Below are 23,080 nucleotides of genomic sequence, written 5' to 3' on the forward strand. Positions count from 1 at the left end.
GCCGATGGGCTCCCTGGACGCCCCCTTCAACCCGGTCTCCCTCGCGCTGGGCGCGGAGGCCTCCTTCGTCGCCCGCACCCTCGACTCCGACCGCAAGCACCTCACCTCGGTACTGCGCCAGGCCGCCGCCCACCCCGGCACCGCCCTGATCGAGATCTACCAGAACTGCAACATCTTCAACGACGGCGCCTTCGACGCCCTCAAGGACAGCCGGCAGGCCCAGGAGGCACTCATCCGCCTCGAACACGGCCAGCCCATCCGCTTCGGCCCCGACCACGCCCGCGGCGTGGTCCGCGACCCGGCCACCGGCGACCTGAAGGTCGTCACCGTCACCCCCGCCAACGAGGCCGACGTCCTGGTCCACGACGCCCACGCCGCCTCCCCCACCACCGCCTTCGCCCTCTCCCGCCTCGCCGACCCCGACACCCTGCACCACACCCCCATCGGCGTCCTCAGGTCCGTGGAACGGCCCGTCTACGACACCCAGATGGCCGACCAGCTCGACCTGGCCGTCGCACAACACGGCAAGGGCGACCTCGCCACCCTCCTCGCCGGCGGCGACACCTGGACCGTCACCGGCTGACGGCGCGGGATCAGGAGGCCTCGGCGGCACGGCGGGTGTCGTACGCCTCCCGCGCCTCCTGCACCGCCTCCATCCGCTTCTCGGTCCACAGCGCCAGCCCCCGCACCTGCTCCGCCGCCTCCCGGCCCAGGCCGGTCAGGGAGTAGTCGACCCTGGGCGGGATCACGGGCCGGGCGTCGCGGTGGACCAGGCCGTCACGCTCCAGCGTCTGGAGGGTCTGGGTGAGCATCTTCTCGCTGACACCGCGGCCGTAGCCGCTGACGGCCCGGCGCAGTTCGCTGAAGCGGTAGGGGCGGTCGAGGAGCTCGATCAGGACCAGGACGCCCCAGCGGCTGGTGACGTGTTCGAGGACGAGGCGATAGGGGCACATCGCCTCGACGACGGCGCCGGTTCCACTTACTGTCATGGCAGTACCTTACTTCAAAGTGGGTACTTTCCAATAGTTAGCGCAGCTCCTAGGGTAAGTGCCATCCGCACCCCACAAGGAGTTCTGCATCATGAGCATCGTCGTCACCGGAGCCACCGGACACCTCGGCCGTCACGTCGTGGAACAGCTGCTGGAGAAGGTCCCGGCGGACCGGATCACCGCGGTCGTACGGGACGAGGCCAAGGCCGCCGACCTCGCCGCGCGCGGGGTGAAGCTCGCGCGCGCCGACTACAACACCCCCGAGACCTTCGGCAGCGTCTTCGCGGCCGGGGACAGGGTGCTGCTCATCTCCGGCAACGAGTTCGACAAGGGCCGCGTCGGCCAGCACAAGGTGGTCATCGACGCCGCGAAGGCCGCCGGCGTCGCACTGCTCGCCTACACCAGCGCCCCGGGCAGCCTGACGGCCGCGCTCGCCGACGACCACCGCGGGACGGAGGAGGCCCTCCTCGCCTCCGGCCTGCCGTACACGCTGCTGCGCAACGGCTGGTACCACGAGAACTACACCGAGAACCTGGCCCCGGTGCTGGAGCACGGCGCCGTCGTCCAGGCGGCCGGCGAGGGCCGCATCTCCTCCGCCTCGCGCGCCGACTACGCGGCCGCCGCCGTCGCGGTCCTGACCGGCGAGGGCCACGAGAACAAGACGTACGAGCTGGGCGGCGACGAGGCCTGGGGCTTCGCCGAGTACGCGGCCGAGCTGAGCCGGCAGACCGGCAAGGAGATCGGCTACACCCCCGTCCCGGTCGACACCTATGCCGGCATCCTGACCGGCGCCGGGCTGCCCGGCCCGCTCGCCGCGATCCTCGCGGGCGTGGACGCCTCCATCGAGAAGGGCGAGCTGGTGGTCTCCACCGGAGACCTGTCCCGGCTGGCGGGCCGTCCGACCACACCGCTCGCCGACGCGATCGCCGCGGCGGTCAAGGGCTGACGGGCCGGCGCCGGGCCCCCCTCGGCGGCCCGGCGGACCCGGCACCCCCGCCTGTCATGACCGTATGGCGATACGGGCATGACAGGCGGGGGTGGCGGGCGCTACCTTCTGCCTGGCACGCGTGTGCGACGAGGCGAGGAGGGGCCCGTGGGCGGAAAGTCGGGTGGCGAGCGGCGCACAGGACTGCTGAACGGCATCGCCGCCTACGGCATGTGGGGTCTCGTCCCCCTGTTCTGGCCGTTGCTGAAGCCCGCCGGCGCGGTGGAGATCCTGGCCCACCGGATGGTCTGGTCCCTCGCCTTCGTGGCCGTCGCACTCGCGGTGACACGGCGCTGGGCCTGGGCCGGCGAGCTGCTGCGCCGGCCGCGCAAGCTGGGGCTCGTCACCGTCGCCGCGGCCGTCATCACCGTCAACTGGGGCGTCTACATCTGGTCCGTGAACAGCGGGCACGTGGTCGAGGCCTCGCTCGGGTACTTCATCAATCCACTGGTCACCATCGCCATGGGCGTACTGCTGCTGAAGGAACGGCTGCGGCCCGCACAGTGGGCGGCGGTCGCGACCGGCTTCGCCGCCGTGGTCGTGCTCACGGTGGGGTACGGCCGGCTGCCGTGGATCTCGCTCACGCTCGCCTTCTCCTTCGCCACGTACGGCCTGGTGAAGAAGAAGGTCGCGCTCGGCGGGATGGAGTCGCTGGCCGCCGAGACCGCGATCCAGTTCGTGCCCGCGGCCGGTTACCTGCTGTGGCTGTCCGCCCAGGGCCGGTCGACGTTCGCGGCCGAAGGGGCGGGGCACGGGGCGCTGCTCGCGGCGACCGGCGTGGTCACCGCGCTGCCTCTGGTCTGCTTCGGGGCGGCGGCGATCCGGGTGCCGCTGTCGACGCTCGGGCTGCTGCAGTACCTGGCGCCGATGTTCCAGTTCCTGCTCGGGATCCTCTACTTCCACGAGGCGATGCCGGTGGAACGGTGGGCCGGGTTCGCGCTGGTGTGGGTGGCGCTGTGCCTGCTGACGTTCGACGCGTGGCGCGCCGGGCGCAGGGCCGCCGGCGGGGTGCGTGAGGTGGCGGCGCGGGCCGAGGCGCCGGCTGCCGCAGTGGACGTGTGACGGGGGCTCTGCCCCTGACCCCCGTTCGCCTGGACGGCCCCGTCCGCGAACTCCGGACGGGCTGTGGGATGTGCACCGGCCCTGGATAGTGGGGGCATGACACAGACCCCCGTGCACTGGAAACTCGTCATCGACGCCGCCGACCCGCACGCGCAGGCCGACTTCTGGGCCGCCGCGCTCGGGTACGCGGTGGAGGACAACGCCGCTTTCATCGAGCGGCTGCTGGAGCTGGGGGCGCTGCCGGAGGCGGCCACCGTGGACTTCCACGGGCGCCGGGCCTTCCGGGACCTGATCGCCGTACGGCATCCGGACGACCCGTACGACACGGAGAAGGGGACCGGGCTCGGGCGGCGGCTGCTGTTCCAGCGGGTGCCGGAGCCGAAGAGCGTCAAGAACCGGCTCCATCTCGATCTGCACCCCGGCGAGGGGCGACGGGACGGCGAGGTCGAACGGCTGGAGGGGCTCGGGGCGAGCGTGCTGCGGCAGGTGAAGGAGCCGGCCGGGGAGTGGGTCGTGATGGCCGATCCGGAGGGGAACGAATTCTGCGTCGCCTAGGCGACGGGCCGGGAGCGAAGACGACGAGGGCGGCGGGGACGGCGCGGGCCGCGCTCCCCGGCGTCCGCTATGTGAACGGGCTGTCCTGATACCGCTCTTGACTCATGGTTAGTAAAGAGTTCACCATCCTGGGACCCCATTCATTGCGGAATCCCCGTGATTCCCAAGGAAATCGGAGCCCCCCACATGAAGTTCTCCGTTTCCGGGCGCACGGCTGCCACCGGTGTGGTCGCGGCCGCCGTCTCGACTGTCATGCTCCTGACCACTGGTTCGACGGCCGGCGCAGCCCCCGCGCCGGCGGTCGCCGCGCCCGACATCCCCGTGGCCAACGTCAAGGCGCACCTCGCCCGGCTCCAGTCCATCGCCACCGCCAACGGCGGCAACCGCGCGCACGGCAGGGCCGGTTACCGGGCATCCCTCGACTATGTGAAGGGCAAGCTGGACGCGGCCGGGTTCACCACGACCGTCCAGTCCTTCAGGTCCTCGGGAAGCACCGGCTACAACCTGATAGCCGACTGGCCGGGCGGGGACACCGACCAGGTCGTGATGGCCGGGTCCCACCTGGACAGCGTCGGCGCCGGGCCCGGCATCAACGACAACGGCTCCGGCTCGGCCGCCGTTCTGGAGACCGCGCTCGCGGTCTCCCGGGCCGGGTACAAGCCCGCCAGGCATCTGCGGTTCGCCTGGTGGGGCGCGGAGGAGCTGGGCATGGTCGGCTCCCGCACCTACGTGAACGGCCTCTCCGGCGCGAACCGTTCGAAGATCAGCGGCTATCTGAACTTCGACATGATCGCCTCGCCCAACCCCGGCTACTTCGTCTACGACGACGACCCGGCGATCGAGAAGACGTTCAAGGACTACTTCACCGGCCTGAACATCGCCACCGAGCCCGAGACCGAGGGTGACGGCCGCTCCGACCACGCACCGTTCAAGAACGCCGGCATCCCCGTCGGCGGCCTGTTCAGCGGCGCCGACTACATCAAGACGGCGGCACAGGCCGGCAAGTGGGGCGGAACGTCGGGCAAGGCCTTCGACCCCTGCTACCACCGCTCCTGCGACACCTCGTCCAACATCGACGACACCGCGCTCGACCGCAACAGCGACGCCGTCGCGCACGCGGTGTGGGAGCTGTCCTCCTAGGACGGCAACCAGCCCGCTACCGGGCCGACTTGCGGATGCGTTCCGTGAGCCGGCCCATGCGCGCGCGGGCCGACTCCAGCTGCTCGATGTCGTCGGCGGCCGGACCGTCCTCGGCGGTGAGCTCGGTCCACAGGCCGATCAGATCGCGGCCCAGGTCGAGGCCCTGCCGCGGGTCGCGCACGGCGCGCCAGGCGGAGGCCGCGCTCTGGACGTTGCCGTAGGCGGCCTCCGCGTCGCCGGTGCGCCGGCGGATCCGGGCGAGGTCCAGCGAGAGCAGGAAGGAGCGGACCGGGTCGCCCGCCAGGTAGGCGATGTACGCGGTCAGTTCACGCAGCCGCAGCACCTCGTCGTGCTCCGGTCCGAGCGCCGCCGACGCCTCGCCGACCGCGCCCTCGGCCAGTCCCGCCGCCGTCTCTATCCGGCCCGCCTTCACGGCCTCGTTGATCTGCGCCATCGGCTCGACGAGGAAGCCGGTGGTGGCCGGCGGTTCGTCGCCGAGCACGGCCTCGGCCACGGCGTCGAAGCCGCGGGCCGGGGTGGGCCTGGGGTCGGGGTCGGCGGCCGGGTCCAGGACCGGCGGCATGGTGGTGAGGGAGGTCGACGGCCGGGCGGGCGCGGGCTCCGGGCGCGGCGCGGGGGCGTCCTCGGGTTCGGAGCGCCGCTGCGGCACCGCGTCCATCGGCGGGGGCGGGCCGAACGCGCCCCTCGGTGCCGCGACCGTGCCGGGGGCCCGGTCCTCGGCCGGCTCCGGCTCGAGCACCGCGCGCAGCGCGAACGTCGGTACGGCACCGTCCGTCCCGTCCTGCGGCTCCGGGACGGCCCGCAGGGGGAACGTCGGCACGTTCTCGCCCAGCGGCTGCGGCTCCGACACCGCCCGCAGCGGGAAGGTCGGCGCGGTCTCCCGCCGAGGCTCCGCGGCCGCCCGCAGCACGTGCGTCGGCTTGTCGCGCCCGGGCTGCTGCTCGGGCGCGGGCCGCCGCGGCTCCTCGGCGGCCGCGGGTGCCTCCTGCTCGGCGGGCGGCGCGGGCGGCCCGGGCGGCAGCGGGGACGGAGCCGGGAAGGGGGAACGGGAGGACGGAGCGGGCGGCGACGGGGCCGGTGACGGTGACGGCGCGGGAGGCGGCGACGGCACGGGCGGCGGGGGCGGAAGCACCTGGGCCGCCTCCGCCGACTCGTCCGCGGGCGCCATCCGGGCGGGCTCCCCCGTGAAGTCGCTGGCTCCGTCGGTCCCGACCTGGAGGTGGAGGACGTAGCCGATCCGCTCGTCGTGGACCGTGGCCCGGACCGGGCGGCCGGTCGCGAGGGCGATGCGGGTGAGGTGGTTCAGGACGGCCTGCTGGATCTCCTCGCCGGCGGCCGCGCCGACCGGCACCCCGCCCACCCAGGCGCCGACCGGTCCCGCCGCGGAGACACGGACGTCGATCGGTGCCGCCGCCAGGGCCGACGAGCCCGCGACCTGGTTCTGTTCCCGCTTCTTGTCGCGGCTGAGTCGAGACATCGCTTCCCTCACTCGGATGCGTCGGGGAGTCCATGGACGGCGCGTCCGGCTTCCATGGTGCTCCCTCCCGCCGTCGGACTTCCGCTCCCCCGGCGTCAAGATCCGGTTGTGCACGTACTGTCGAGTCTCTCCGGTCGCTCCCGGTTCTCACGTCACCGTGGCGTCACAGCATCGTCCCAGGTGCTGCGGGCGCCCTCAGGTGACCGTACCGGCGTCCTGAGGATCAGGAGGCGTGACGAGGGAGGAGAGCGGGCATGCGGACGGGTGTGCAGCAGGGACCGGAGATATGGCTCCGCGGCCCGGTCGCCGTGCCTGGACCGGGGCCGCGGGAGGCCGCCCACGCCCATGCCACCGCCCGGCGCTACTCCTGGGTCGGCACCCACGGCGGCGCCGGCGTCACCACGCTCGCCGTGGTCTACGGCGGTCATGACTGCGGCCGGGGCTGGCCGGAGCCCGGAGACCCGGCGTCGGTGCTGCTCGTGGCGCGGACGCACGCGTCGGGTCTCGCGGCCCTGCTGCGCGCCCTGGAGGTGTTCCGGCTCGGGGAGGCCCCGCCCGGACTCGACCTCGACGGCGTCGTGCTCGTCGCGGACGCGCCGGGGCGGCTGCCGAAGCCGCTCGACAAGCAGGTCCGGCTGATCGAGTCGATCATCGACGTGTACCGGGTGCCCTGGGTGCCCGACTGGCGCCTGGGCGACCTGGGCGGCCGGCCGCCGCGCGAGACGGAGCCCCTGGCCCGGCTCACCGGAGCGGCCGGACACCGCCGGTGACCGGCGGCCGGAGCGGGGCCCCAGGAGCCTGGAGTCCCGCGCCCCGCGCCCCGCGTCCCGCATCCCGGGCCCGGGCCTCAGGCCGTGATGTCCTTCGCCGTGAACCGTGCCCATGCCGCCGAGCCGAACACCGCCGCGTACAGCGCCTGGAGGCCGAGGTTCTTCGTCAGGTCGTCCCAGTAGACCGGCTCGCGCATCAGGTCGGCGAAGGACAGCCAGTAGTGGGAGAAGAAGTACGGCTGGATGCTGTGCAGTTGGGGGATCTGGTCGAGGATCTGGACGGTGATCAGCAGTCCGACCGTGGTCGCCATCGCGGCGATGCCGCTGCTGGTGAGCGTCGAGACGAACAGGCCCAGGGCCGCGACGCCCACCAGGGACACGGCGACGACCAGGGCGATCAGCAGGGCGCGGCCCAGCCCCTCGGCGAAGCTGATCCGGGTGCCGGAGATCGTCGTGAGATCGCCGAGCGGGAACAGGATGGCCCCGACGGTCAGCGCCGAGACCGCGACGACCAGGGTGGCCACCAGGCAGAAGGTCATCACCGTGGCGTACTTGGTGAGCAGCAGGCGGGTACGGCCCGCGGGGGCGACCAGCAGATAGCGCAGGGTGCCCGCGTTCGCCTCGCCCGCGATCGCGTCCCCCGCCACGACGCCGATCGCCATCGGCAGGAAGAACGGCAGCGTCGCGGCCAGTGCGGTGAAGACCAGGAACAGGCCGTTGTTGGTGATCTGGGAGATGAACGCCGGTCCTCCGCCGTTGCCGGGGCGGCCGCCGGCGGTCGAGCCGCCGCCGGTCTCGATCTTGACCGCGATGCCCACCAGGATCGGCACGGCCGCCAGCACGGCCAGCAGCGCGAGCGTGCGCCAGCGGCGGAAGGTGATGTGCAGCTCGCTGCGCAGGAGCCCGAAGGTCCACAGCGGCCGCGGTGCGCGGAGCGCCTCAGCCTGCGACATCGAACCCCTCCCCCGTGAGTGCCACGAATGCGTCCTCCAGGGAGGCCCGCTCCACGCCGAAGCCACGGACGCGGACGCCGGCCGTCACCAGCGCGGCGTTCACCTCCGCGAGATCGCGGTCGGGCGGCTCGGCACTCACCCGGTCCTCGGCCGCCACGACGTCCGCGACGCCCTGCTCCTTCAGCACCCGGGCCGCGTCCCCGGGGTCGGGCGTGGTGACGACGAGCCGGCCGCGCGCCCCCGCCGACAGGTCGGCCACCGAACCCTGCGTGATCAGCCGGCCCTGCGCCATCACCGCGGCATGGGTGCAGACCTGCTCGATCTCGTCGAGCAGGTGCGAGGAGAGGAAGACGGTCGTGCCGTCGGAGGCCAGCTCCCTGACCAGGGAGCGGATCTCGCGCATGCCCTGCGGGTCGAGGCCGTTGGTCGGCTCGTCCAGCACCAGCAGCCTGCGCGGCTGGAGCAGGGCGGCCGCGAGACCGAGGCGCTGCTTCATGCCCAGCGAGTACGCCTTCGCCTTCTTGCCGGAGGCCGCCGTCAGACCCACCCGCTCCAGCGCCGCCGCCACCCGGGTGCGCCGGGTGCGCGGATCGGCGGTCGGGTCGGCGGCGTCGTAGCGCAGGAGGTTGTCGCGGCCGGAGAGGAAGCCGTAGAGGGCGGGGCCCTCGATCAGGGCGCCGACGTGCGGGAGCACGGCGCGCGCGGCGCGCGGCATGGGCCGCCCGAGGACGCGCGCCGTGCCCGAGGTGGGCTCGATGAGCCCCATCAGCATGCGGATGGTGGTGGTCTTGCCCGAGCCGTTCGGACCGAGGAAGCCGAAGACGCTGCCCGCCGGGACGGTCAGATCCAGGCCGTCGACGGCGAGCTGCCCGCCGCGGTAGCGCTTGGTGAGCCCGTGGGTGGCGATGACACCGGCACCCGGCTCCCCCTTCTCCGGCTCCGTGGCGGACGCATCGCCCATGGGCTCCCTCGATTCGTCGTGCGTGTACGGCGGTTGCCCGCGCGGTCTACTGTGCCGCGTCGGCGGCCTTCACCAGCGCGGCCTTGTCCACCGCGCCGACGTAGACCTTGCCGTCGTCGGTGATCAGGGCGTTGATCAGGCGGGTCTTGAAGACCGTGCCCGAGCCGAACGTGCCGGAGACCTTGTCGCCGAGCGAGTCCAGGAAGCCTCCGAACCGGCCGCCGGCCGCGGAGCCGGAGGGCACGCCCTTGCCGCCGGTGTCGAAGGTGGCGATGGAGTTCCAGCCCTTGCCGAGGATCTTCGTCCCGCCGGTCCCCTCGGCGAGGCCCTTGCCGGACCCGGGAACCTTGCCGGTGCCCTTGAGGTCGTGTCCGGCCCTGCCGTGCCCGGCCTTGGTGTCCTCGGTGACCTTCGCGCCCTTGGGCGGGGTGAAGTCGAAGGTCGAGGCGCTCGGCCGGGCGAAGCTGACCTGGGTGAAGCCGGCGTCGATCACCGCGGAGCCGCCGCTGGACGGCGTCAGCGTGAACTTCAGCGGCATGCCCGTGCGGGCGTCCACCGCGACCGTGATCTGACCGACGGTCGACCCGGACTGCTTCGGCTTCACGACCAGCCGGTAGGCGTCCCGGCCCGCGACCCGGGCGGTGCCCTGGACGGTCACGGACGTGGTGGCGTCGACCGACTTCAGGGCCTCCTGGGTGAAGTCCTTGGGCGTGGCCGGGACGTCCTTCGGCGGCCGGCCCTGCGCGTGGCCCGCGTCGGTGGAGTGGTAGACCTCGTTCGACCCGCTGTCGTAGCCCCAGACGTCCTTGCCGTTGTGGATGAGGCTGTACTCCGCCGCGTTCTCCAGCAGCGAGACCTTCTGCCGGTCCGGGCCGTCGGACGCGACGCGCAGGGTGTGCGTGCCGGTGGCGAGTTCGGTGAGCTTGGTGCTCGGGTCGGCGGACGAGCCGTCGCCCGACCTGGTGGCGCCGGACGCCAGGCTGTTCTCGAGACCGCCGAGGTTCGGCAGGCCCAGGTCCGTGCTGACCTTCACCGTGCCGGACATCTGCTGCACGTCCGACTTGGCGATCTTGTCGATGAGTTGCTGCGCGCTGATCTTCGGCAGGTCGGGGTCGCCCGAGTCGGCGAGAGCCGGGACGAGCCCGATGGTCGCCGCGGCCACCCCCACCACCGCGACCGGGACCACGTACCGAGCGGCCTTGCGCCGGCCCGCGCGGAGGTCGTCGGCCTCCTCGGCGGTCGTGCTCTCGTCGGATTCGTACGGTGCCATGTGTGCGCTACCTCCGTCGTCGGCGGCGGCCAGTCCAACTCGCGTGCTCCTGTTGTCCACCCCGTGCCGCCATTCTCACCCGAATCGGTGAGGAGTGGTGATTTCCGTGGTTTCCATCTCACCAAATCCGCCGGGAGGAAGCGTCAGACCGGGGGTTCAACTCCGTGTACGCCTGGGGTATGACGCCGGAGGGCGGCGCCTCCCCCGACCCGTAGGGGTCGTACGGGGGCGGCGCCGCCCGGGATGAGTCTCCGTCAGCGGCCCGCGTCAGCTCCGCAGGAAGACGTAGTCCGCCTTGTAGGGGACGCCGGTGACGGTGCCGGGCGTGCAGGAGCCGGCCGGGGCGGCTCCGCCGACGGTGTTGAGCCGCAGGATCTCGGCGGTGTCCGCCAGCAGGCCGTGGTGCCTGCCCGAGCGCGTGGCCTTGAGGTCGAGCTCGGGGATGTTGCCGTCGCCGTTCGGCGTCCTGGACAGGACGGCCCCGGTCACCGCGCTGCCGTCCGGCGCGACCCACTGCGGCGTACCGGAGTTGGGTGCGACGAAGCTGTGCCGGATGCCGCCGCCGAGCAGGGCGCGCACGTCCCGCTGGGCGAAGGCGTGGCCGCCGCCGTCGGCCGGCTCGCACGCGTAGATCTGCCTGCCCTTGACCACCGACGCCTCGACGTTGTGCAGGGCGCTACGGAAGTCGAAGCCGGCGACCGTGACCTTGTGGAGCTGGCCGCGGACGGCTCCGCCGGGGAACTCGGCGGTGTGCAGGTTGGCGTAGAAGGAACCGGGGTCGGACGTGAGGGCCGCGAGCAGGCCGGGGTCGCCGACCTTCACGGTCCCCACGACGCTGTGCCGCCCGCTGTGCTTCAGCAGGCCGGTGAGGTCGACCTTGACGCCGCCGTTGGTGCCCTTGGCGCCCTGGTGGATGTGGAGCATCGTCGGCCTGCCGGTGCCGCGCCAGGTCACGGCCACGGACACCTTGTCCCCCTTCACCTCGATGAACTCCAGCGCGGCGCCGTCCTGGTCCCCGACGGCCGGCCCGCCCGCCACGGGAACCTCGTCGGCTCCCCGGAGGCCGGCGACGAGGACGGATCCCCCGGTGCCGCCGGACACGGTCCCGCTCTGGCTCACGATGCTCCGCCCGCCCCTGCCGCCGGCGTGCCCCGCGTGGTCGGCGCGGGTGCCCGAGGCGGCGAAGGCGGGAATCACCGCGGCGGCGACACCGCCGGCGGCGGCCACCGCGACAGCGGTGACGATCAGGCTCCTACGGCGCTTCGAGAACGTCGCATTCATGCCCATGATGATTTTTCTCCCCGTAGAGCGGCCGACACCCCCTGCGTCGGCCTTCTGTGGATGACTACGGAAGAGATCTCAGATTAGACTCAGTCCAGAGTTGTGACCTGTATCACCGTACGGGCGGGCCTCACCCCCGCACGGCCAGGACCGGCTCAGCCGGCCCGGTGCACCACCGCGTCGCACATCTCCATCAGCGCCAGCTTCGCGTCGCACTCCACCAGCGGGGCCAGCGCCGCCCGCGCGTCCTCGGCATAGCGCACGGTGTCGCGGCGGGCCTGCTCCAGCGCGGGGTGCGCCCGCAGCCCGGCCAGCGCCTCCTCGAGCCGTGCGTCACCGCTGAGGTCGGAGTCCAGCAGCTCGCACAGGGCGATGTCCTCGGCCAGACCCAGCCGCTCCGCCCGCTCCCGCAGCCGCAGCACCGGCAGGGTGGGGATGCCCTCGCGGAGGTCGGTCCCCGGCGTCTTGCCCGACTCGCGCGATTCGGACGCGATGTCCAGCACGTCGTCCGCCAGCTGGAAGGCGACGCCCAGCCGCTCGCCGTACTGCGTCAGCACGTCCACGACCGTCTCGTCGGCGCCCGACATCATCGCCCCGAAGCGGCACGAGACGGCCACCAGCGAGCCGGTCTTGCCTCCCAGCACGTCCAGGTAGTGGTCGACCGGGTCCCGCCCGTCCTGCGGCCCCGCCGTCTCCAGGATCTGGCCGGTGACCAGGCGCTCGAACGCCTCGGCCTGCACCCGGACCGCCTCGGGCCCGAGGTCGGCCAGGATGTGCGAGGCGCGCGCGAAGAGGAAGTCGCCGGTGAGGACCGCGACCGAGTTGCCCCAGCGGGCGTTGGCGCTGTCCACGCCGCGCCGCACGGCCGCCTCGTCCATCACGTCGTCGTGGTACAGCGTCGCCAGGTGGGTCAGCTCCACCACCACGGCCGAGGGGACGACACCCGGCGCGTACGGGTCGCCGAACTGCGCGGCGAGCATCACCAGCAAGGGGCGGAACCGCTTGCCGCCGGCCCGCACCAGGTGCTGGGCGGCCTCCGTGATGAAGGGGACCTCACTCTTGGTGGCTTCGAGCAAACCCTCCTCGACAGCCGCCAATCCGGCCTGGACATCGGCTTCCAGAGCCTGGTCCCGCACGCTCAGCCCGAACGGCCCGACGACGGTCACGAGGGGTCTCCTGTCTGCTGGTGTCTACCTGCGGTTCACGCGGTTTGTCGATAGGTCGTTGCCATCACTCAAGTCAGCGTATCCGGTCACCTTTCGATCACCCATGCCGCCCACCCGTCCACCACGGGCGGTATCGGATCACGACCGCTATGTTTTTGATCGCCTCATATGAGCGGATATCTGCCGACTTGTCTATCGGCGCGTCGGCCGCCCCGGCGGGAGGTGGCGGCCCGTGTCCCGAAGACTCTCGTGACTTCACCCCTCCAGAGGACGACCGCCATGAGAACGATCTGCACCACATGAGAGGTTCCGCCCCGGCGGACATCCGGGCGAACGCATGCACGGACACGGCGGCGGATGCGGCGCGACGCACGGAGGCGGCCACGGCGGAGGACGCAGAGGCGAGCACGGGCGAGGACACAGAGGCGACACGGAGGCGAGCACGGACGAGGACACGGAAGCGGACACGGGCGAGGGCACGGAGGCGGGCACAGCAGCGGACGTACCGGCGGACGCACGGCCGGGCGGTCCGGAACGGATGACCCTGGTTCGTCCGTTTTCACCTTCAATAAGGCGATCTGCACCGAGGCCGAAACGGCGGCCCGTCACCGGACTTGGGGGCGGCGGATCCCATGGACGGCTGGTTGAACATGAGTTGGGCTCATTGCCCGATTTGCCACTCTTGCGGATGCCAGTGAGTTGGGTCACGTCACCCCGCGATCCGACGGTCCATCAGCCACTTCCGTTCTTCCGCCGTCCGCAAGCCAGTTGAGGATTGGCGGCAGCAAAGGATCAAGCGCCCCATAAGCCTCAGACCAAGGTCAATAGGCATGGTCTGTGAATCCGGCACTTGTTCCGGACATGTGCTCTCGCATACGTTCCCGGCCAGTCGGGCAGACGCCGAATCCTGCCGCAGCCCGGCCGACCCATCGACGAACTCACTCGCACGGCAGGAGCGGGGGACCCAGGTAAGTCGCCGGACCGGGCACCGCCCCGGACCGGCTCGGGGTGAAGCCGCGCCGCCGCAAGGCCGCGCGGCCGGGCAGCTCCCGCCCGAACCCGACAGCTCACCTCGCAGGCGCCGGAGAGGAATCCCCCATGTCTGCTGCCGCTCAGCATCGTCGTCCCAGGAACTCCCGCCTCGCCCGCAAGCTCGCCGTCCTCGGCACCGGTGCCGCCGTTCTGGCCCTCCCGGTCATCGGCGCGACCAGTGCCTCGGCGGCCACGCCGACGACGCTCACCGCGACCTCCATGGGCTACGCCGACAACCTCGACGGCTGGATCCGGGCCTCCCTGCAGGTCATGGCGCAGCAGGGCATCCCCGGTTCGTACGACGGCATCTACCGCAACGTCATGCGCGAGTCCTCGGGCAACCCCGCCGCCATCAACAACTGGGACTCGAACGCGCTCGCCGGCACCCCCTCCAAGGGTCTGCTCCAGGTCATCGACCCGACCTTCCTCGCCTACCACGTGCCCGGCACGCTGATGAACCCCTACGACCCGGTCGCCAACATCACCGCCGCCTGCAAGTACGCGGCCGCGCGCTACGGGTCGATCGACAACGTCTACGGCGCCTACTAGAGCCGGCCGGGAGGGGCCTGCGGGACCTGGCGGAGAGGCCTCAGAACTCACCGCTCCCACTGAGCTCCTCCAGCCTGAAGAACAGCCGCTCGAGGACGACGGCGATGCCGTCGTCCTCGTTCGACAGGGTGATCTCGTCGGCCACGGCCTTGAGTTCGGGATGGGCGTTGGCCATGGCGACGCCGTGCGCCGCCCAGTCGAACATGGGGATGTCGTTGGGCATGTCGCCGAAGGCGATGGTCTCCCCCGGCCCGAGCCCCAGGTGCGCGGCCGCCAGGGCCAGACCCGTCGCCTTGGTGATGCCGCATGGCTGGAGTTCGACGGTTCCTGGTCCCGACATGGTGACGGTGGCCAGCGAACCGACCACCGAGCGGGCCGTCGCCGCCAACTCGTCGTCGGACAGCTCGGGATGGCGCAGCAGCACCTTGCTGATGGGCGCGCACCACAGGTCGTCGCGCCGGTCGACCTGTACGGCCGGCAGCGTGGGGTGCGGCATCAGGTAGCCGGGCTCGATGAGGGTGAGTCCGTCCACGCCGTCCTGGTCGACGGCCGCGGAGACCTGGCCCACCTCGGCCTCGATCTTGCCGAGGGCGGTCTCGGCCAGCTCCCGGTCCAGGGTGACGGACCACAGCAGACGGTCCGCGCCGGCGTCGTACACCTGCGCGCCCTGTCCGCACACCGCGAGCCCCGTGCTGCCGAGGATGTCGAGCAGCGGCCGCACTCTGGGGGCCGGGCGGCCCGTCACGACCAGGTGCCGGGCGCCGGTCTCGGCCACCCGCGCGAGCGCGGCGAGGGACCGGTCGGACAGCGTGTCGTCGCCTCTGAGCAGCGTGCCGTCCAGGTCGGTGGCGATGAGTGCATATGCGGTGGGTGCGGCCATGATCAGAGAATACGGACCGGACGCGCCACCGACTCATCGCGAACCGGACGACCACGGTGCCCACCGCGCTCCCCGCTCAACTCCCGTGCCCCCGACAGGTCTTCAACCCCGCCCGGTGCCCGGGGCACCGGTCTGCCCATGGGAGGCCGCCAGGTGTGCGGCCAGCCTCGGCGAGGCGAACTCCGTGCCGCACACGAAGCGCATCACCGGGCCGTACGACGCCGCCGCCGGCAGGCCCGTGAAGTACAGCCCCGGGACCGAGGAGACATAGCCCGCGCCCAGCCTGGGCGTGCCCCGGCTCACCGCCAGACGCGTGCGCAGTCCGTGCCCGAGGAAGTCCATCGCTGCGATGTCGACCCGGTAGCCGGTGGCCGCGATCACATGGTCCGCGGACAGGTCCTCGGGGCGGCCCGCGAGCGTGCGGACCGTCAGCCTCGGACTGCCCTCGGACGCGTCCGCGCGCACGATCCGGTCGACCTCGCTGACCTGCACCTTCCCCTGGAAACGGTCCCGCAGCCACCATGCGCCGAGCGGGCCGAGCACCCGGCGCACCAGGTAGTGGCGGGCCGCGGCCGGGAGATGGCGGTAGGGGTGCGGGTAGGAGCTGAGCGCCCACAGGGACCAGGCGCGGCCGAAGGGCGACTCGGGGCGCAGCCTCGGCTGCTTCCACGGCGGCGCCCCGAAGGCGACCTTGCCGCGGCCGCGGGAGACCACCCGGACCTGCGCTCCGGCCTCCGCCGCCAGCGCCGCCGTCTCCAGCGCGGACTGCCCGGCGCCGACGACGATCAGGTCCTTGCCGGCGTAGCGCGTGAGGTCGTGCTCCTGGGAGCTGTGGGAGACCGGGCCCGTGGGTGCCGGTCCCTCCGGGACGGCCTCGGCCAGCTCCGCCGGCAGGTGCGCGAGGCTGGACAGGCCGGTCGCCACGACGACCGCGCGGGCGGTGAACAACTCCCCCGAGTCCAGCTTCAGTTCGAAGCCGCCCGCGGTGTGCCGGTCCACCGAGACCACCCGCACCTGCTCCAGTTCGGGCACGAGCCGGTCCCGGAACCACTCGCCGTAGCCGATGAAGGTCTCGACCGGGATGATGTCCTCGTCCGTCACCAGCCGCTTGATGCCGGCGGCGTCGCAGTAGTCGGCGAGGCGGTGGCCCGGCTGGGGGGCGTCGATGCTGGAGGCGACCGGGGTCGACTTCAGGAGCATGCCCGCGGGCATGTGGTCGCGCCAGCTGACCATGGGGTCGCCGAAGACGCGCACCGGGATGCCGCGGGCCTTGAGATGGGCGGCGGTCGACAGGCCGAACGGCCCGGCGCCGATGACTGCAACCGGATGACTCACGAAGTCCCTCCCCAGGACGTCACTTCGCCACTTCGTGTCCGGCCCTCGCAGCTGGTCGGGGCTCCTCCTCGCTGCTCGCCTAGCTGGTCGAGCCGGTGCCGCTGCCGCGGCGGTTGGTCCGCCACAGCTGATACAGATGCTTCGCGCCCGGCCGCACGAAGCGCGCGAGCATCGTGACGAACGGCAGCGGGTCGTCACCCGCGAGCCAGGCCAGCTCCGTCCCGCTGGCGCGCGCCGGAGCGTGCGGCGTCGTGTAGCCGCTGCGGCGGTAGGCGAGCAGGGCGGGCAGGTCGATGTTCTCCACGATGTACCGGTGGCCGGCCCGCTGTTCCCCCTCCGGAACGGTGCGTCCGGTCAGATTCAGGTGCATGGCGCGGACCACGTCCACCCCCGACTCGTTCTCGAAGAGCCGGAACTGGGCGCCCATGCGCGGGTTGAAGTCGAGGAGCTTGTACTGCCCGTCGCGCCGGTCGAAGCGCAGGTCGAGGTCGATGATGCCGGTGAAGCCGATCTGCTTGATGAAACGGCCGGCGAGGTCGGCGAGTTCCGGATTGTCGACGACGTACGCGTTCGCCGTCATCCCCGCGTGCGGCGGCCAGGAGCGCACCTTCACGCCCGTGAACATGGCGAGCGGGGTGCAGTCCCGGTCGAAGTAGGCGTGCACGATCCAGTCCTCCGCCTCCTCCCGCGGCAGGTACTCCTGGAGGATCACGCCGGGCTGCTCGCCCCAGTCGCGGGCGAGCAGCAGCAGGCCGTCGCGGGTGGCGATCCGCGTCGTACCGTTCACCGCCGGCCGCCTGCGCCGCAGGAACGCCTCCCGGTTCTTGGCCACCACCGGGAAGCGGGCCTTGTCGGCGAAGGTCACGATGTCGTCGTGCGACTGCGGGAAGGCGGCCGTCGGGCTCGGGATGCCGTGCTCCACACAAAGTTCGTGCAGGCCCTGCTTGCTCGCCAGGCGGCGCGGCAGGGCGGGTTCGACGGGCGGGAAGAGGAAGCGGCCGGCGAGCGCGTCCTGGTGCTCGGCGATGAGGACGGCCGCCTCCTCGTCGGTCGGGACGAGGACGGTGGGACGGCCGATGCGGCGGCCGATCCGGATCAGCCCCTCCACCAGGCGCTCCGGGTCCTCCGTGCCGGTGGTCGGCCAGACGAAGGCCTTCTTGAGATAGCGGGAGGAGGCGGCGGGTGTGTAGCGGTCCTCGGTGATCGCGTACATGGGCACGCCGAGGCGACCCAGACTGCGGATCGCGCCGACCCCGCCGTGGTGCAGCGGATAGTCGCCGATCTTGACGATCAGGCCGGGCACATCACGGTCGGCGTCAAAAGGCACACTGCCGCTGCTCCTGGCCACGGGTCCCCCCACACGTCCCCCCTACGGACCGGACCCACCCCGTCCGTGTCCCCCAAAGGACGCTAAGCCGGAATTAGGGCCTCCGACAAGGCTAATTCGGACATTGCAAACTCTTTAGACACTGCCCAAGCGGGCGACTCAGCCGTAACGTGTGGCCCGGCCACATGACGGCCCGTGACAGAACGCTCGCGACCTGGTGAGAGTGAGGCAGCCACCCCATGCCCCCCTTCGATGTCCCCGAAGGTGACCCCTTCGGACCGCACAACCTCCCCTACGGCGTCTTCTCGCTGGGCGATCCGGCGCGGCGGACCGTCGGCGTCCGGCTGGGCGACCACGTCCTCGACGCGGGCGCGGCGGCGCACGCGCTCGGCTCGCCGTACGCCTCCCTGCTCGCCCGGCCCTCGCTCGGCCCGCTCCTCGCCGCGGGCCGCACCGCCTGGTCGGACGTGCGGCGCGCGCTGACGGCGTGGGTGACGGTGCCGGCGCACCAGGAGGCCGTCGCCTCCTTCCTGCACCCGCTGTCCTCGGTGACGCTGCACCTTCCGTTCGAGGTCGCGGACTACGTCGACTTCTACGCGTCCGAGCACCACGCCCGCAACGTCGGCCAGATCTTCCGCCCGGACGCGGCGGACTCGCTGACGCCGAACTGGAAGCACCTGCCGATCGGCTACCACGGGCGATCCGGCACGGTCGTGGTGTCGGGCACGGACGTCGTACGGCCGTCCGGGCAGCGCAAGGCTCCGGCCGACGCGGCGCCCGTCTTCGGGCCGTCGGTCCGCCTGGACATCGAGGCCGAGGTCGGCTTCGTGGTGGGCGTGCCCTCGCCGCAGGGGACGCCGGTGACGCTCGGCGGCTTCCGGGAGCACGTCTTCGGGCTGTGCCTGCTCAACGACTGGTCCGCGCGCGACATCCAGGCCTGGGAGTACGTACCCCTCGGCCCGTTCCTCGGCAAGTCCTTCGCGACGTCGGTGTCGGCGTGGATCACCCCGCTGGACGCACTGGAGGACGCGCGCGTGGCGCCGCCGGAGCGCACGCACCCGCTGCTGCCCTACCTGGACGACAGCGAAGGCGCCGACGCCGAGCCCGGTGGCTACGACCTGCGCATCTCCGTGGCGCTCAACGGCCACGTCATCTCCGAGCCGCCCTTCTCCACGATGTACTGGACGGCCGCGCAGCAGCTCGCCCACATGACGGTGAACGGCGCCTCCCTGCGCACCGGGGACCTGTACGGCTCGGGCACGGTCAGCGGTACGGAACCGGCGCAGCGCGGCTCCCTGCTGGAGCTGACCTGGAACGGCCGTGACCCCCTGGAACTCCCCGACGGCAAGCGGACGTTCCTGGAGGACGGCGACGTCGTGACGCTCTCGGCATGGGCACCCGGCCCCGGCGGGGTCCGGGTCGGCCTGGGCGAGGTGAGCGGACGCATCGTGGCGGCTGCTCGGGAGTGAGGGAAGGAAGCGGGCGGGACCGCGCCGGGGAAAGCGAGCAGGCGAAGTGCCGCGGGTTCCCGCCTGCGGGCGGGACGGGATGAAGCGGGGGGATTCCCGCCCCGCAGGCGTGAGCGGACGCGACGGGGAGGGTTCCCACACGCGCGAGTGAAGTGAGGGGACGGGACGGACCAAGCGGGGCGGGACCCGCGCCGCGAGCTTGAAGGGACGCGGTGGGGACGGTTCCCGCCCCGCTGCCGTGCGGGTACGGAGCGTGACCGTCCCACGCACGCGGGAACGGGCCGCGGTCGCCGAGTGCGGACCGGGGTGCGTCTGCGGGCTGGGGTGAGCGGGCGGGCGCGAGCGGGGAGATCACAGCGCGTACGCGGGCGCGAGCACGGCGGCAGGAGCGGGCGGGCGGAGTGCGCGCGCCGGGGCGGGCCCTCGGTGGGGGCGCGTGACTGGAGCGGGGCTTCGGTGCGGGCGCGTGACTGGAGCGGGCCCTCGGTGGGGGCGCGTGTGCACGCGCTCCCGATCGGACGGCCGGTCATGGCAAGGGCACTGGGCCCGGCCGGAGTTGCAGGGTGTGACGGTGGTCGTACGGGACGTACGGGATGGTCTTCGTCTCCTGACTCCCGCGCCGTTCGCCGTCATACTGGCGGCGGGCGTCCCGTGCGCCGAGCCGCATCACCCGACGCACCACCCGCGCATCACCCCTCCGCATCACCCCACCGCACCGCTCCTCCTCCGACCAGGATCCGGAGACCGTGGCATGACCGTCTGCCTGCTCCTGCTGGGCTTCGTCGCCCTGATGGCCGCCGTGCCCGTTCCGCGTGCGCTGGTGCGGGCGGCGTGGCCCGAGCGGGAACCCGTGGTCGCGCTGTGGGTGTGGCAGTGCCTGGTCGCCACCGTCCTGCTGTGCTGCCTGACGGCGCTGGTGCTCGGCGCGGCCGCCGTCTTCCACACCTTCCGCGACCACGTCTTCGCACCGGCGCCCCCCGCCGTGACCGCGGCGTACGACCTGACCGCCGCCCCGGCCTGGGCCACCGCCCTCACCCTGCTGCTGGCCTGCGGTGCCGCCTGGACGACGGCGATGCTCGCCCGCGAGCTCGTCGAGGCCCGCCGTCGCCGCGACCAGACCCGGGCCCACCTGCGCGAACGCGCCCCCGAACTGCCCGCGGGACTCGAAGAGGCGGCACGCGGTCCACTGCTGGTGCTGGAGGACGAGTACCCCGACGCCTGGTGGATGCCGGGCCACCCGCCCCAGCTCGTCGTCACGACGGGTGCGCTGCACCGGCTCACCGACCACCAGCTCGACGCCGTCCTCACCCATGAGCGCAACCACGCCCGCGCCCACCACGACTGGCTGCTGCACCTCTCCAGTGCCCTGGCCACGGGCTTCCCCCGGGTGCCGCTGTTCGCCCACTTCTGCGAGCAGACACACCGGCTGGTGGAGCTGGCGGCGGACGACACGGCCTCGCGGCGCTGCGGCCACCTGACCACCGCGCTGGCCCTGATCGAGCTGAACCAGCACCGCGGCGTCCTGTCCTGCGCCTCCAGCCACCGGCTCCTCGGCGAACGGGTCGACCGTCTCCTCCAGCCCCCGCCGCGGCTCGGCCGCCGGCACCGCGCCCTGACCACGACGGTCGCCGCGCTGGTGCCCCTGCTCCCGCTGCTGATCATGTTCGCGCCGGGGCTGACGGCGCTGGGCTGAGACCGGACCGCCGCACCGGCGACGGCGGACGCGCGGCTGGGCCCGCTCCCTATATCCAGTCGTCCGGTTCCGGCTCGGCGTCCATCTCGGGCCAGTCGTCCTCGGCCGGACCGCCGGCATCCGCACCGGCTTCCGCAGCGGGCGAGGCAGCCGCGGCGGGCGCCGAGCCGGGTGGGCCGCCGAGCGAGGCCAGCACCTCCAGCACGCCCTCGCCGTACGTCGCCAGCTTCTTCTCGCCGACGCCGCCGATGCCCCCGAGCTGCCCCACCGAGGTCGGCCAGACCGTGGCGATCTCGCGGAGCGTGGCGTCGTGGAAGATGACGTAGGCCGGGACACCCTGCTCGCGGGCCTGCTCGGCGCGCCAGGCGCGCAGGGCCTCGAACGCGGGCTGCAGTTCCTCGGGCAGCTCGGCCGCGGCGGCCTTGGCCTTGCGCTCTCCCCTGCCGGAGGACGACGTCCGCGAGGTCGCCGCCTTCATCGGCTCCTTGCGCAGCGGCACCTCCCGCTCGCGCCGCAGCACCGACCCGCTGTCCTCGGTCAGCACCAGCGTGCCGTACTCACCCTCGACCGCGAGCAGCCCCTGTGCCAGCAACTGCCGCACGACACCCCGCCATTCGCCCTCGGTGAGCTCCTCGCCGATGCCGAACACGGACAGCTGGTCGTGGTCGAACTGAATCACCTTGGCCGTGCGCCGCCCGAGCAGGATGTCTACGATCTGCACCGCGCCGAACTTCTGCCCGCGCTCCCGCTGCAGCCGCACCACCGTCGACAGCACCTTCTGGGCGGCGACCGTGCCGTCCCAGGTCTCCGGCGGGACGAGGCAGGTGTCGCAGTTGCCGCAGCCCGTCGGCTCGGGGTCCTGGCCGAAGTAGGCGAGGAGCTGGCCGCGGCGGCACCGGACCGTCTCGCACAGCGCCAGCATCGCGTCCAGGTGGGCGGCGGCCCGGCGCCGGAACGCCTCGTCGCCCTCGCCGGTCTGGATCAGCTTGCGCTGCTGGATGACGTCGTTGAGGCCGTACGCCATCCATGCCGTCGAGGGCAGCCCGTCCCGGCCGGCCCGGCCGGTCTCCTGGTAGTAACCCTCGACCGACTTCGGCAGGTCGAGGTGGGCGACGAAGCGGACGTCCGGTTTGTCGATGCCCATGCCGAAGGCGATGGTCGCGACCACGACCAGGCCCTCCTCGCGCAGGAACCGGGACTGGTGCGCCGCGCGCGTGCCCGCGTCCAGGCCCGCGTGGTACGGGACCGCCTCGATGCCGTTGCGCGAGAGGAACTCCGCCGTCGCCTCGACCGACTTGCGCGAGAGGCAGTACACGATGCCCGCGTCGCCCTGGTGCTCCTCGCGCAGATGGCTCAGCAGCTGCTTCTTGGGGTCGGCCTTGGGCACGATCCGGTACTGGATGTTGGGCCGGTCGAAGCTCGCCACGAAGTGCCGGGCCGCCGGCATGTGCAGGCGCTCGGTGATCTCCTGGTGCGTGGCGTGCGTGGCGGTGGCCGTGAGCGCGACCCGGGGGACGTCCGGCCAGCGCTCACCGAGGAGGGAGAGGGCGAGGTAGTCGGGGCGGAAGTCGTGGCCCCACTGGGACACACAGTGCGCCTCGTCGATCGCGAAGAGCGCGATCTTTCCGCGCGAGAGCAGGTCGAGCGTGGAGTCCAGACGCAGCCGCTCCGGCGCGAGATACAGCAGGTCCAGCTCGCCGGCCAGGAACTCGGCCTCGACCACCCGGCGCTCGTCGAAGTCCTGCGTGGAGTTCATGAACCCGGCACGCACGCCGAGCGCCCGCAGCGCGTCCACCTGGTCCTGCATCAGGGCGATGAGCGGGGAGACGACGATGCCCGTGCCCGGTCTGACCAGGGCCGGGATCTGGTAGCACAGCGACTTGCCGCCGCCGGTCGGCATGAGGACCACCGCGTCGCCGCCGGCCACCACATGCTCGATGACCGCTTGCTGTTCGCCGCGGAAGGTCTCGTACCCGAAGACCCGGTGGAGCGTGGCCAGCGCCTCGCTGTCGGTCACCCCTGGCATGTCGCTGATCCCGCCCGTCCCGCGCATTGTCGTGCCCCCCGTACGTCGTCCCTCGACCACTGCCTCCACGATAGGGGCCCGCACCGACAGCCTCGGAGTTATCCACAGACCCGTACCGGCGACTCACCGTGATCGGGCG

General features: G+C 72.4%; 19 protein-coding genes, 1 pseudogene and 1 riboswitch. Of the genes and pseudogenes, 9 read left to right on the forward strand and 11 right to left on the reverse strand.

The window, feature by feature from the left end:
- Window positions 1-583: pseudogene (locus tag ACIRPX_RS24945) on the forward strand (2-oxoacid:ferredoxin oxidoreductase subunit beta); the annotation flags it as partial.
- Between the two features lie 10 nt (window positions 584-593).
- Here ACIRPX_RS24945 and ACIRPX_RS24950 read toward each other — a convergent pair.
- The gene (locus ACIRPX_RS24950) at window positions 594-989 is read right to left on the reverse strand and encodes a winged helix-turn-helix transcriptional regulator (RefSeq protein ID WP_404198565.1); all 396 of its coding nucleotides are present in this window, start codon (window positions 987-989) and stop codon (window positions 594-596) included.
- A 91-nt stretch (window positions 990-1,080) separates the two neighbouring features.
- On the opposite strand from ACIRPX_RS24950, the gene ACIRPX_RS24955 reads away from it, so the two are divergent.
- From ACIRPX_RS24955 to ACIRPX_RS24970, 4 genes are all read left to right on the forward strand, one after another.
- A complete protein-coding gene (locus ACIRPX_RS24955; RefSeq protein ID WP_404198568.1) occupies window positions 1,081-1,935 on the forward strand; it encodes an SDR family oxidoreductase in 855 nt (284 codons plus the stop codon).
- Between the two features lie 147 nt (window positions 1,936-2,082).
- The gene (gene rarD, locus ACIRPX_RS24960; protein ID WP_404198571.1) at window positions 2,083-3,036 is read left to right on the forward strand and encodes an EamA family transporter RarD; all 954 of its coding nucleotides are present in this window, start codon (window positions 2,083-2,085) and stop codon (window positions 3,034-3,036) included.
- A gap of 96 nt (window positions 3,037-3,132) precedes the next feature.
- Entirely contained in the window at window positions 3,133-3,591 is a 459-nt protein-coding gene (locus tag ACIRPX_RS24965; protein ID WP_404198573.1) for a VOC family protein, read from the forward strand.
- 186 nt (window positions 3,592-3,777) lie between these two features.
- On the forward strand, window positions 3,778-4,731 hold the full coding sequence (locus ACIRPX_RS24970) for a M28 family metallopeptidase (protein ID WP_404198575.1): 954 nt from the start codon (window positions 3,778-3,780) through the stop codon (window positions 4,729-4,731).
- Between the two features lie 16 nt (window positions 4,732-4,747).
- Here the strand turns inward: ACIRPX_RS24970 and ACIRPX_RS24975 are convergent, their stop codons facing one another.
- Complete coding sequence (locus ACIRPX_RS24975; RefSeq protein ID WP_404198578.1) at window positions 4,748-6,229, reverse strand: tetratricopeptide repeat protein; 1,482 nt, start codon at window positions 6,227-6,229, stop codon at window positions 4,748-4,750.
- A gap of 254 nt (window positions 6,230-6,483) precedes the next feature.
- Between ACIRPX_RS24975 and ACIRPX_RS24980 the strand changes: the two genes are divergently transcribed.
- Window positions 6,484-6,999 carry a DUF6668 family protein gene (locus ACIRPX_RS24980; protein ID WP_404198581.1) on the forward strand — a complete coding sequence of 172 codons (516 nt, stop codon included), beginning with the start codon at window positions 6,484-6,486 and terminating at the stop codon, window positions 6,997-6,999.
- Window positions 7,000-7,076: 77 nt separating this feature from the next.
- Here the strand turns inward: ACIRPX_RS24980 and ACIRPX_RS24985 are convergent, their stop codons facing one another.
- From ACIRPX_RS24985 to ACIRPX_RS25005, 5 genes are all read right to left on the reverse strand, one after another.
- Entirely contained in the window at window positions 7,077-7,952 is an 876-nt protein-coding gene (locus ACIRPX_RS24985; protein ID WP_404198584.1) for an ABC transporter permease, read from the reverse strand.
- Window positions 7,939-8,913 carry an ABC transporter ATP-binding protein gene (locus tag ACIRPX_RS24990; protein WP_404198587.1) on the reverse strand — a complete coding sequence of 325 codons (975 nt, stop codon included), beginning with the start codon at window positions 8,911-8,913 and terminating at the stop codon, window positions 7,939-7,941. Before ACIRPX_RS24990 ends, ACIRPX_RS24985 begins: the two co-directional genes overlap by 14 nt.
- Window positions 8,914-8,959: 46 nt before the next feature.
- On the reverse strand, window positions 8,960-10,183 hold the full coding sequence (locus tag ACIRPX_RS24995; RefSeq protein WP_404198590.1) for an outer membrane lipoprotein carrier protein LolA: 1,224 nt from the start codon (window positions 10,181-10,183) through the stop codon (window positions 8,960-8,962).
- Window positions 10,184-10,450: 267 nt separating this feature from the next.
- Window positions 10,451-11,464 (reverse strand): CHRD domain-containing protein, encoded by a 1,014-nt coding sequence (locus tag ACIRPX_RS25000; RefSeq protein ID WP_404198593.1) that lies wholly within the window; start codon window positions 11,462-11,464, stop codon window positions 10,451-10,453.
- Window positions 11,465-11,619: 155 nt separating this feature from the next.
- Window positions 11,620-12,630 (reverse strand): polyprenyl synthetase family protein, encoded by a 1,011-nt coding sequence (locus tag ACIRPX_RS25005; protein ID WP_404198596.1) that lies wholly within the window; start codon window positions 12,628-12,630, stop codon window positions 11,620-11,622.
- 888 nt (window positions 12,631-13,518) lie between these two features.
- Window positions 13,519-13,724, forward strand: a riboswitch (cyclic di-AMP (ydaO/yuaA leader).
- 4 nt (window positions 13,725-13,728) lie between these two features.
- Between ACIRPX_RS25005 and ACIRPX_RS25010 the strand changes: the two genes are divergently transcribed.
- On the forward strand, window positions 13,729-14,211 hold the full coding sequence (locus ACIRPX_RS25010) for a transglycosylase SLT domain-containing protein (protein ID WP_404198599.1): 483 nt from the start codon (window positions 13,729-13,731) through the stop codon (window positions 14,209-14,211).
- 40 nt (window positions 14,212-14,251) lie between these two features.
- Here the strand turns inward: ACIRPX_RS25010 and ACIRPX_RS25015 are convergent, their stop codons facing one another.
- The 3 genes from ACIRPX_RS25015 to ACIRPX_RS25025 all read right to left on the reverse strand — a co-directional run bounded on the left by ACIRPX_RS25015 (window position 14,252) and on the right by ACIRPX_RS25025 (window position 17,753).
- On the reverse strand, window positions 14,252-15,091 hold the full coding sequence (locus ACIRPX_RS25015) for an HAD family hydrolase (protein WP_404198602.1): 840 nt from the start codon (window positions 15,089-15,091) through the stop codon (window positions 14,252-14,254).
- 102 nt (window positions 15,092-15,193) lie between these two features.
- Complete coding sequence (locus ACIRPX_RS25020; RefSeq protein WP_404198606.1) at window positions 15,194-16,426, reverse strand: FAD-dependent oxidoreductase; 1,233 nt, start codon at window positions 16,424-16,426, stop codon at window positions 15,194-15,196.
- 79 nt (window positions 16,427-16,505) lie between these two features.
- A complete protein-coding gene (locus tag ACIRPX_RS25025; RefSeq protein ID WP_404198608.1) occupies window positions 16,506-17,753 on the reverse strand; it encodes an ATP-grasp domain-containing protein in 1,248 nt (415 codons plus the stop codon).
- Window positions 17,754-17,992: 239 nt separating this feature from the next.
- Between ACIRPX_RS25025 and fahA the strand changes: the two genes are divergently transcribed.
- A complete protein-coding gene (gene fahA, locus ACIRPX_RS25030) occupies window positions 17,993-19,222 on the forward strand; it encodes a fumarylacetoacetase (RefSeq protein WP_404198611.1) in 1,230 nt (409 codons plus the stop codon).
- A gap of 751 nt (window positions 19,223-19,973) precedes the next feature.
- Complete coding sequence (locus ACIRPX_RS25035) at window positions 19,974-20,915, forward strand: M56 family metallopeptidase (protein WP_404198614.1); 942 nt, start codon at window positions 19,974-19,976, stop codon at window positions 20,913-20,915.
- A gap of 49 nt (window positions 20,916-20,964) precedes the next feature.
- On the opposite strand, the gene recQ is transcribed toward ACIRPX_RS25035, so the two are convergent.
- A complete protein-coding gene (gene recQ / locus ACIRPX_RS25040) occupies window positions 20,965-22,968 on the reverse strand; it encodes a DNA helicase RecQ (protein ID WP_404199006.1) in 2,004 nt (667 codons plus the stop codon).
- Between the last annotated feature and the right edge of the window lie 112 nt (window positions 22,969-23,080).

The organism is Streptomyces sp. NPDC101225 (assembly GCF_044767585.1).
In the GTDB taxonomy this organism is placed as follows: Bacteria; Actinomycetota; Actinomycetes; order Streptomycetales; family Streptomycetaceae; genus Streptomyces.

Excerpts from the sequence above, each read along its gene's own strand:
- ACIRPX_RS24975 (WP_404198578.1), bottom strand. The coding sequence starts at position 6,229 with ATGTCTCGACTCAGCCGCGACAAGAAGCGGGAACAGAACCAGGTCGCG.
- ACIRPX_RS24950 (WP_404198565.1), bottom strand. The coding sequence starts at position 989 with ATGACAGTAAGTGGAACCGGCGCCGTCGTCGAGGCGATGTGCCCCTAT.
- ACIRPX_RS24985 (WP_404198584.1), bottom strand. The coding sequence starts at position 7,952 with ATGTCGCAGGCTGAGGCGCTCCGCGCACCGCGGCCGCTGTGGACCTTC.
- ACIRPX_RS24995 (WP_404198590.1), bottom strand. The coding sequence starts at position 10,183 with ATGGCACCGTACGAATCCGACGAGAGCACGACCGCCGAGGAGGCCGAC.
- fahA (WP_404198611.1), top strand. The coding sequence starts at position 17,993 with ATGCCCCCCTTCGATGTCCCCGAAGGTGACCCCTTCGGACCGCACAAC.
- ACIRPX_RS24970 (WP_404198575.1), top strand. The coding sequence starts at position 3,778 with ATGAAGTTCTCCGTTTCCGGGCGCACGGCTGCCACCGGTGTGGTCGCG.
- ACIRPX_RS24980 (WP_404198581.1), top strand. The coding sequence starts at position 6,484 with ATGCGGACGGGTGTGCAGCAGGGACCGGAGATATGGCTCCGCGGCCCG.
- ACIRPX_RS25000 (WP_404198593.1), bottom strand. The coding sequence starts at position 11,464 with ATGAATGCGACGTTCTCGAAGCGCCGTAGGAGCCTGATCGTCACCGCT.
- ACIRPX_RS24955 (WP_404198568.1), top strand. The coding sequence starts at position 1,081 with ATGAGCATCGTCGTCACCGGAGCCACCGGACACCTCGGCCGTCACGTC.
- recQ (WP_404199006.1), bottom strand. The coding sequence starts at position 22,968 with ATGCGCGGGACGGGCGGGATCAGCGACATGCCAGGGGTGACCGACAGC.
- ACIRPX_RS24965 (WP_404198573.1), top strand. The coding sequence starts at position 3,133 with ATGACACAGACCCCCGTGCACTGGAAACTCGTCATCGACGCCGCCGAC.
- ACIRPX_RS25035 (WP_404198614.1), top strand. The coding sequence starts at position 19,974 with ATGACCGTCTGCCTGCTCCTGCTGGGCTTCGTCGCCCTGATGGCCGCC.
- ACIRPX_RS24990 (WP_404198587.1), bottom strand. The coding sequence starts at position 8,913 with ATGGGCGATGCGTCCGCCACGGAGCCGGAGAAGGGGGAGCCGGGTGCC.
- ACIRPX_RS25015 (WP_404198602.1), bottom strand. The coding sequence starts at position 15,091 with ATGGCCGCACCCACCGCATATGCACTCATCGCCACCGACCTGGACGGC.
- ACIRPX_RS25010 (WP_404198599.1), top strand. The coding sequence starts at position 13,729 with ATGTCTGCTGCCGCTCAGCATCGTCGTCCCAGGAACTCCCGCCTCGCC.